General features: G+C 65.0%; 7 protein-coding genes. All 7 read right to left on the reverse strand.

Features of this window, described 5'->3' with window-relative positions:
• Positions 1 to 2 precede the first annotated feature (2 nt).
• Positions 3 to 2,657: an alanine--tRNA ligase gene (gene alaS, locus ACN4E0_RS13130; protein WP_419568520.1), complete on the reverse strand. Its 2,655-nt coding sequence runs from the start codon at positions 2,655 to 2,657 to the stop codon at positions 3 to 5.
• 72 nt (positions 2,658 to 2,729) lie between these two features.
• Positions 2,730 to 3,560 (reverse strand): class I SAM-dependent methyltransferase, encoded by an 831-nt coding sequence (locus tag ACN4E0_RS13135; protein WP_419568522.1) that lies wholly within the window; start codon positions 3,558 to 3,560, stop codon positions 2,730 to 2,732.
• Between the two features lie 4 nt (positions 3,561 to 3,564).
• On the reverse strand, positions 3,565 to 4,587 hold the full coding sequence (locus ACN4E0_RS13140; protein WP_419568524.1) for an NAD-dependent epimerase/dehydratase family protein: 1,023 nt from the start codon (positions 4,585 to 4,587) through the stop codon (positions 3,565 to 3,567).
• A complete protein-coding gene (locus tag ACN4E0_RS13145; protein WP_419568526.1) occupies positions 4,587 to 5,753 on the reverse strand; it encodes a nucleotide sugar dehydrogenase in 1,167 nt (388 codons plus the stop codon). The genes ACN4E0_RS13140 and ACN4E0_RS13145 overlap by 1 nt, the downstream gene beginning before the upstream one ends.
• 97 nt (positions 5,754 to 5,850) lie before the next feature.
• Entirely contained in the window at positions 5,851 to 6,477 is a 627-nt protein-coding gene (locus ACN4E0_RS13150) for a glutathione S-transferase family protein (protein ID WP_419568528.1), read from the reverse strand.
• A 211-nt stretch (positions 6,478 to 6,688) separates the two neighbouring features.
• The gene (recA, locus tag ACN4E0_RS13155) at positions 6,689 to 7,753 is read right to left on the reverse strand and encodes a recombinase RecA (protein ID WP_419568530.1); all 1,065 of its coding nucleotides are present in this window, start codon (positions 7,751 to 7,753) and stop codon (positions 6,689 to 6,691) included.
• A 151-nt stretch (positions 7,754 to 7,904) separates the two neighbouring features.
• Positions 7,905 to 8,212 (reverse strand): response regulator (locus ACN4E0_RS13160; RefSeq protein ID WP_419568531.1); only part of this gene is annotated, 308 nt, incomplete at its 5' end.

Consider the following 8,212-nt stretch of genomic DNA (forward strand, 5'->3'; position numbering starts at 1 on the left):
GGCTAGCCCGCAAGCGCGGACCGGACCGCATCGAGCGCCGCCTGGGCCTTGCTCCCGTCGGGCCCGCCGCCCTGTGCCATGTCGGCGCGCCCGCCGCCGCCCTTCCCGCCGAGCGCTTCGACGCCGACGCGAACCAGATCGACCGCGCTGAAGCGCTCGGTGAGATCGTCGGTCACCGCCACGGCGAAGGCACCCTTGCCCTCGTTGACTGCGCAAATCGCGGCCACGCCCGAACCCATGCGATTCTTCGCTTCGTCGAGCAGCGGCCGCAGTTCCTTGGGGTTCAACCCCTCGATCGCTTGGCCGGAGAAGGTCACGCCGCCGATGTCTTCGTCAGTCGAACCGGCCTCGCCCGATCCACCGCCGCCCAGCGCGAGCGCGCGTTTGGCTTCGGCGAGTTCCTTCTCAAGCCGCTTGCGTTCCTCGACCAGCGCCGCGACGCGAGCGGGTGCCTCGTCGGGCGAGGTCTTGAGAGTGCTGGCAATGGCGCGCACCGCTTCGTCGCGCGCGGCCAGCCACTGACGCGCTGCTTCGCCGGTCAGTGCCTCGATACGGCGCACGCCCGAACTGACGGCGCTTTCGGAGACGATCTTGAACAGGCCGATGTCGCCGGTCGCCTTGACGTGGGTCCCGCCGCAGAGCTCGACAGAATAATTGCGCCCCTCATCGCCCTTGCGACCCATCGAGAGAACGCGGACCTCCTCGCCATACTTCTCGCCGAACAGCGCGAGCGCGCCGGCCGCAACCGCGTCGTCGGGCGTCATCAGCCGCGTCCCGACCTGCTCGTTGGCGCGGATTTCGGCGTTCACCTCGGCTTCGACCGCAGCAATGTCTTCATCCGAAAGCGGCTTGGGGTGCGAAAAGTCGAACCGGAAACGGTCGTCCGAAACCAGCGAGCCCTTCTGGGTGACGTGTCCGCCGAGCCGGTTGCGCAGCGCCGCATGGACCAAATGAGTCGCCGAATGGTTGGCACGGATACGGTCCCGGCGTTCGACATCGATCACGAGATGGACCGCGTCGCCCACCTTTACCGAGCCCTTGGAGACCTTGCCGACATGAGTGTGCAACCGGCCGAGCGGCTTGTTGGTCGTCTCGACAATGAGCTCGAGGCCCTCCGGCGTCCAGATACGTCCGGCATCGCCCGTCTGGCCACCGCTCTCACCGTAGAAAGGGGTCTGGTTGGTGAGGATCACGACCTCGTCGCCCTCGACCGCTTCCTCGATTTCGGCACCGTCCTTGACGATCGCAACGACTGCCGCCTCGCCTGTGGTCGAGCTGTAGCCGGTGAACTCGGTCGAGCCTTCGCGTTCGGCGACGTCGAACCAGACCTCTTCGTTCGCGGCCTGGCCCGAGCCCTTCCATGCGGCGCGCGCGGCGGCCTTCTGCTGCGCCATGGCAGCGTCGAAGCCGCCCCTGTCGACCCCGATGCCGCGGCTGCGCAGCGCGTCTTCGGTAAGGTCGTAGGGAAAACCGTAGGTGTCGTAGAGTTTGAAGGCGGTCCCTCCATCGAGCGTACCGCCCTCGCCCATTTCGCCGGTCGCCTCGTCGAGCAGCTTGAGGCCCTTGTCGAGCGTGCGGCGGAACTGGGTTTCCTCGCGCTCGAGCACTTCCTGGATCAGTGCCTGGCCGCGCTGCAGCTCGGGATAGGCCTGGCCCATCTCGGTCACCAGCGCGGGGACGAGGCGATGCATCAGCGGCTCGCTCGCGCCCAGGAGGTGTGCGTGGCGCATCGCACGGCGCATGATCCGGCGCAGGACGTAGCCGCGCCCTTCGTTCGACGGGAGTACGCCATCGGCCATCAGGAAGCTGGTCGAGCGCAAGTGGTCGGCGATGACGCGGTGGCTTGAGGTCCGCTCGCCCTCGGCCTTCACCCCGGTGAGGCTCTCGCTCGCAGCGATCAGGTTCTTGAAGGTATCGGTATCGTAATTATCGTGGACGCCTTGCAGCACCGCTGCGACACGCTCGATCCCCATGCCGGTGTCGATACTCGGCCTGGGCAGGTCGCCGACGATCTCGTCGTTTTCCTGCGTGAACTGCATGAAAACGAGGTTCCATATCTCGACGAAGCGGTCGCCGTCCTCCTCCGGGCTTCCCGGAGGGCCGCCCCAGATGTGATCGCCATGGTCGTAGAAGATTTCCGAACACGGGCCACAGGGACCATCCGAGCCCATGGCCCAGAAATTGTCCTTGGTCGGGATGCGGATGATGCGGTCGTCGGCAAAGCCGGTCAGCTTCTGCCATAAGTCGAAGGCTTCGTCGTCGGTGTGGTAGACGGTGACCAGCAGACGATCCTTGTCGAGACCCCACTCCTTTGTCAGCAGCGTCCAGGCGTGATGGATCGCCTGTTCCTTGAAATAGTCGCCGAACGAGAAGTTGCCGAGCATTTCGAAGAAGGTGTGGTGCCGCGCGGTGTAGCCGACATTGTCGAGATCGTTGTGCTTGCCCCCCGCACGGACGCATTTCTGCGCACTCGTGGCGCGCGGCGCGGGCGGAGTCTCGAGACCGGTGAAGGCGTTCTTGAACGGCACCATGCCGGCATTGACGAACATCAGCGTCGGGTCGCTGAACGGAACGAGCGGCGCGCTCGCAACTTCCGCGTGGTCGCTAGACGCGAAATAGTCGAGGAAACTGCGGCGGATGTCGTTGGTCGAAGTCATGCGAGCGCAGTTAGGCAATCGCGCAGCAGGCGACAAGCGCGAAAGCCCGGCCAGACTGTGCAGGAGAGGCGATCAGCCGGGCGCGTGGGCGGTGACGATCCAGCAGGCAGCCGGGAGCGATACGGTCCGCTGATCGTGATGACGCCCGAGGACGGCGCGCAGGCGGGCCAGTACCTCCTCGCGCTCGGCGCCCTCCAGCCCCGCCACTGCACGCGCGGCGGGGCCGATGCGCAGAAAATAGGACAGCGCATCTTCCACCGCGTCCGCACCCTCGCCGGCGACCATGCCGTAGTCGATCGGTTCGAGCGAGACATCCCGCCAACCGGCATCGCGGAGGATGTTGCGCACCCTTTCCTCGCGCCCGAAGGCGAAGGGGCCTGGCGCATCGGAATCGGGCGGGGGCGCGTCGCCCTTCGGCAAGGCCGAAGCGAGCTCGCGGACCCATCCGTTTTGGGAAGGTTCGCGGAAACAGGAAAATACGAGACGCGCTCCGAGGACTGCCTCACGGGCAATATGGGCGAAGGCGGAGACCGGGTCTTCGAAGAACATCACGCCGTGGCGCGAGACCACGAGGTCGGGCCGCTCGCCCTCTCCTGCGCTCCACGCCGCCGCGTCGCCGTGCTCGAAGCGCAGATTGGCAAGCTCCGCGCCCCGGGACCGGGCGGTCCCGAGCAGATCTTCGCTTACGTCCACCCCGATGACGCGCGAGGATGGATGACCCTCTGCAAGGCAAAGCGAGAGCTCGCCCGCACCGCAGCCGACGTCGAGCGCCTGCGCGAAGTCGCCTGCCCTTGCCACTTCGAGCAATCGCTCGGTCACCGGCCCGAAGCTGCGATCGGTGCGCTGCCATTCGGCGGCCCAGACATGGCCGACCCGCCCGACCCATTCGGAATGATCGGTCATCGCATCACACCTCGTAATAGTCGCGGTACCAGTCGACGAAGCGCTTCACGCCCTCGCGGATACCCGTCTGCGGGACATAGCCCGTCAGGGATCGGAGCAGGTCGGCATCGGCCCAGGTCGCCGGCACATCGCCGGGCTGCATCGGCATGAGATTGCGCCTCGCCGTTATACCCAAGGCTTTCTCGATCGCCGCGATCATCTCGCCAAGCTGCTCGGGCTGCGAATTGCCAATATTGACCACACGCCACGGAGCGACGGGCGAGAGACTGTCGCCGGGCGCGACCTCGTCAGGGCCGGAGGGGCGGACGGGCGCTGTGTCCACGAGCCGGCGAACCGCCTCCACGAGATCGTCGACATAGGTGAAATCGCGCATCATCTCGCCGTGGTTGTAGACGTCGATCGTCTCCCCGGCGAGCATGGCGCGGGTGAACTTGAACAGCGCCATGTCGGGCCGCCCCCACGGCCCGTAGACGGTGAAAAAGCGGAACATCGTCACCGGCAGGTCGAACAGATGGGCATAGCTGTGTGCCATCGCCTCGGTCGCCTTTTTCGTCGCGGCGTAGAAGGACATCTGGTGATCCGCCTTCATCGTCTCGCGATAGGGCATCTCGGTATTCGCACCGTAGGCCGACGAGGTCGAGGCGAGCAGCATGTGCTGCGGTGGATGCGCCCGCGCCGCTTCGAGCAGTTCGAAAGTGCCGACAAGATTGCTGTCGAGGTAGCTGCGCGGATTATCGATCGAATAGCGCACGCCCGCCTGGGCTGCGAGGTGGACGACGATGTCGGGCCCTTCGCGGGCGAACAAGTCGGCGAGAAAACGGGGCGTCTCGATCGGTTTGTTGATCGCGGTGAAGCCCGCATTCTGCAGCAGCGCGGCCTGCCGCCGCCGCTTGAGTTCGGGATCGTAATAATCGGACAGCGAATCCACGCCGACGACGCGGAATCTGTCGGCCAGCAGCCGCCGCGACAGATGATAGCCGATGAAGCCCGCCGAACCGGTGACCAGCGCGGTACGGCTCTCGGCCATCAGTCGGCGCCGAACAGATCGCGGGTGAAGACCTTGCCGGAAACGTCCGCCAGGTCGGGATCGAGCCGGTTTGCCACGATCACGTCGGATGCAGCCTTGAAGCGTTGGAGGTCACGCTCGACCCGACTGCCGAAGAAACTGTCATCCTCGAGTACCGGCTCGTAGACGATGACCTCGATCCCCTTGGCCTTCACTCGTTTCATGATCCCCTGGATCGAGGACTGGCGGAAATTGTCCGAACCGGCCTTCATGACGAGGCGGAAGATGCCGACCGTCTTCGGCCCTTTGGCGATGATCCGGTCGGCGAGGAAATCCTTCCGCGTCCGGTTCGCATCGACGATTGCGCGGATGAGGTTCTGCGGGACTTCCGAATAATTGGCCAGCAACTGCTTGGTGTCCTTCGGCAGGCAATAGCCGCCATAGCCGAAGGAGGGATTGTTGTAGTGCCCGCCGATACGCGGATCGAGCCCGACCCCCTCGATGATCTGCCGCGTATCGAGGCCGCGCGAGAGAGCATAGCTGTCGAGCTCGTTGAAAAAGGCGACGCGCATGGCGAGATAGGTGTTGGCGAAGAGCTTGATCGCCTCGGCTTCGTCGGCATCGGTCAGAAGAACCGGGACGTCCTTCTCGAGCGCGGGTTCGAGCAGGAGGTCGGCGAACTGACGCGCACGCTCTGATTGCTCACCGACGATGATCCGCGAAGGGTGGAGATTGTCGTAAAGTGCCTTGCCTTCACGCAGGAATTCGGGGCTGAAAATGATCCGGTCGCTACCGAAGCGCGCCCGCGCCTGCGACACGTAGCCGACAGGCACGGTGGATTTGATGACCACCACCGTGCTGTCGTTGGCCGCCAGTACCTGCTCGATAACCGCATCGACGGCCGACGTGTCGAAGAAATTGCTTTCGACGTCGTAATTGGTCGGAACCGCGGCGATCGCGAAATCGGCACCCTCGATCGCTCTCGCGGCATCGGTGGTGAAGGACAGGTCGAGATCGTCGCGCCGCAGATACTCCTCGACCAGCTCGTCCTGGATCGGCGAGCGCCGTTGGGTGAGCATCGCCACCCGTTCGGGCGAGATGTCGCAGCCGACCACCGCATTGTGCTGCGACAGCATGATGGCGTTGGAGAGGCCCACATAGCCGAGCCCAAAAACCGCGATCTTCATCGAAAAACCCGTGCCTGATTGTCGAGGCCGCGCAAGGCGGCTGCGGCTGCCTTCTGTGGGGTGGCAGGCCCGATTGCAAGTCTGCCTGGGCCCGGGATCACCACATGAAGTAGGCGCCGCCCCGCTCGCGCGCGCGCTGCCAGGCTGGCCGTGCATGGATCGCCTCGACGAAGCGGGCGAGCCTGGGGGCCTTTTCCGCATAGCCCTGCATCACCGCGATTTCGGCAGGAAAGCTCATCATGACGTCCGCCGCGGACCAGTCATCTCCGATGAAATGCAGGTCGTCCGAGATATTGTCCTCCGCGAACTGCACATGGGCGGCAAACTGCTCGTCCACGCGCGGCATCAGCGGCGCGGCTGCATCGCCGAGGCGGGCGCTATAGAGCTTGAGCATGACCGGGACGAAGAAGCTGCTCTCGCCGAACTGCATCCATTCGAGATGGCGGACATGGTCTTCGCTTTCGGCTGCGGGCAGCCATGCTTCGCCGCCGTGGCGCTCGCACAGATACTGGATGATGGCGCCGCTTTCGGCCACCCGCAGGCCCTCGTCGACGATGAGCGGCGACTTGCCCAGCGGGTGGGCCTGTTTGAGCTCGGGCGGCGCGAGGTTGCTCTCCGCATCGCGCTGGTAATGCTCGATCTCGTACTGCGCACCCAGCTCCTCGAGCAGCCAGAGGATGCGCTGCGAACGGCTGTTGTTGAGGTGGTGTACGGTGATCGTCATCGATGAGCCTCCCAGCACCCGGCCACGATTGCGGGCGATTCGCCTAGCAGCCTAGGGGAGCCGGCGCGGCGCCGCCACAGATACGGAAGAGCCGGTGCGGCCAAGGGGGGCGCGCACCGGCTTTCCGTTTTTCCGGGAGCGCCGGGGGACAGTCCGGCCGGTACGCCGACCCGGGGGTGACCGAGGCCGACGCGCTCCCGCTTGAAGAGGGTCAGCCCTCGTCCGCGTCCGGACCGGCCATCATCTCTTCGGCGACCTCGTCGGTGCGGCCGCGGATCGCGGCTTCCAACTTGGCACACAGCTCGGTATTTTCCTTGAGGAAGGTCTTGGCGTTTTCGCGGCCCTGGCCGATGCGGATGCTGTCGTAGCTGAACCAGCTGCCCGACTTCTCGACCACGCCCGCCTTGACGCCGAGGTCGAGGATCTCGCCGATCTTCGAAATGCCCTCGCCATACATGATGTCGAATTCGACCTGCTTGAACGGCGGGGCGACCTTGTTCTTTACCACCTTTACCCGTGTGGCGTTGCCGATAACTTCGTCGCGATCCTTGATCTGGCCGGTGCGGCGGATGTCGAGGCGGACGGAAGCGTAGAATTTCAACGCGTTGCCGCCGGTGGTGGTTTCCGGATTGCCGTACATCACGCCGATCTTCATGCGCAGCTGGTTGATGAAGATCACCATGCACTTGGAGCGGTTGATCGAGCCGGTCAGCTTGCGCAGCGACTGGCTCATCAGGCGGGCCTGGAGGCCGACGTGGCTGTCGCCCATCTCGCCCTCGATCTCGGCGCGCGGAACGAGCGCGGCGACCGAGTCGACCACCAGAACGTCGATCGCGTTCGAACGCACCAGCGTATCGGTGATCTCGAGCGCCTGCTCGCCAGTGTCGGGCTGCGAGACGATCAGCTCGTCGATATCGACGCCGAGCTTGCGCGCATAGACCGGGTCGAGCGCGTGTTCGGCATCGACGAAGGCGGCGGTCCCGCCGGCCTTCTGCGCCTCGGCGATGACATGCAGCGCCAGCGTGGTCTTGCCCGAGCTTTCGGGGCCGTAGACCTCGATCACGCGGCCCTTGGGCAGGCCGCCCACGCCGAGCGCGATGTCGAGCCCGAGCGAGCCGGTGGAGATCGCCTCGACCTGCATCGTTTCCTTCTGGCCCAGCTTCATCGCCGAACCCTTGCCGAACGCGCGATCGATCTGCGCGAGCGCGGCGTCCAATGCCTTCTGGCGGTCTGCGTCCACTTTCTTGTCCTCTACGAGCTTCAGACTTGCCGCCATGACATCACCTCCTGCGCTTGGCCAGAGCCGCATCCCGACTCTTCAACTGGCGCATGATGTATCGGCTTTGTTCTCAAAGAACAAGTAGGGAACGAAACTTTTTTCCGAGTTTGTTCCGCGGGCCCCGGTCGGGCCCTCTTCCACCCCGCGGTCAGCGCTGTTCGCTCAGCACCTCGGAGACCTTGGCGTTGATTTGCTGAACGCTGAACGGCTTGGGGATGAAGTGCATGTTGTCGATGTCGATCTCGCCGCGCAGCTGTTCCTCGGCATAGCCCGACATGAACAGGAAGGGGATGTCGGGCTTCACCTTGCGGATGGCGCGCGCCATCGCGGGCCCGTCCATCGTCGGCATGACCACGTCGGACACGATCAGATCGAATTCGGTCTTGCCGTTGGCGATCGCCGCCAGCCCTTCCTCGCCGTCGGCCACCGCGGTCACCGTGTAGCCCGCGCGGACCA

Origin of the sequence: Qipengyuania sp. (assembly GCF_048550555.1) — a bacterium.
Lineage (GTDB): Bacteria > Pseudomonadota > Alphaproteobacteria > Sphingomonadales > Sphingomonadaceae > Qipengyuania.

Bases quoted from the DNA above. Each gene is read 5' to 3' on its own strand.
- recA (WP_419568530.1), bottom strand. From the start codon at position 7,753: ATGGCGGCAAGTCTGAAGCTCGTAGAGGACAAGAAAGTGGACGCAGAC.
- ACN4E0_RS13150 (WP_419568528.1), bottom strand. From the start codon at position 6,477: ATGACGATCACCGTACACCACCTCAACAACAGCCGTTCGCAGCGCATC.
- ACN4E0_RS13140 (WP_419568524.1), bottom strand. From the start codon at position 4,587: ATGGCCGAGAGCCGTACCGCGCTGGTCACCGGTTCGGCGGGCTTCATC.
- alaS (WP_419568520.1), bottom strand. From the start codon at position 2,657: ATGACTTCGACCAACGACATCCGCCGCAGTTTCCTCGACTATTTCGCG.
- ACN4E0_RS13135 (WP_419568522.1), bottom strand. From the start codon at position 3,560: ATGACCGATCATTCCGAATGGGTCGGGCGGGTCGGCCATGTCTGGGCC.
- ACN4E0_RS13145 (WP_419568526.1), bottom strand. From the start codon at position 5,753: ATGAAGATCGCGGTTTTTGGGCTCGGCTATGTGGGCCTCTCCAACGCC.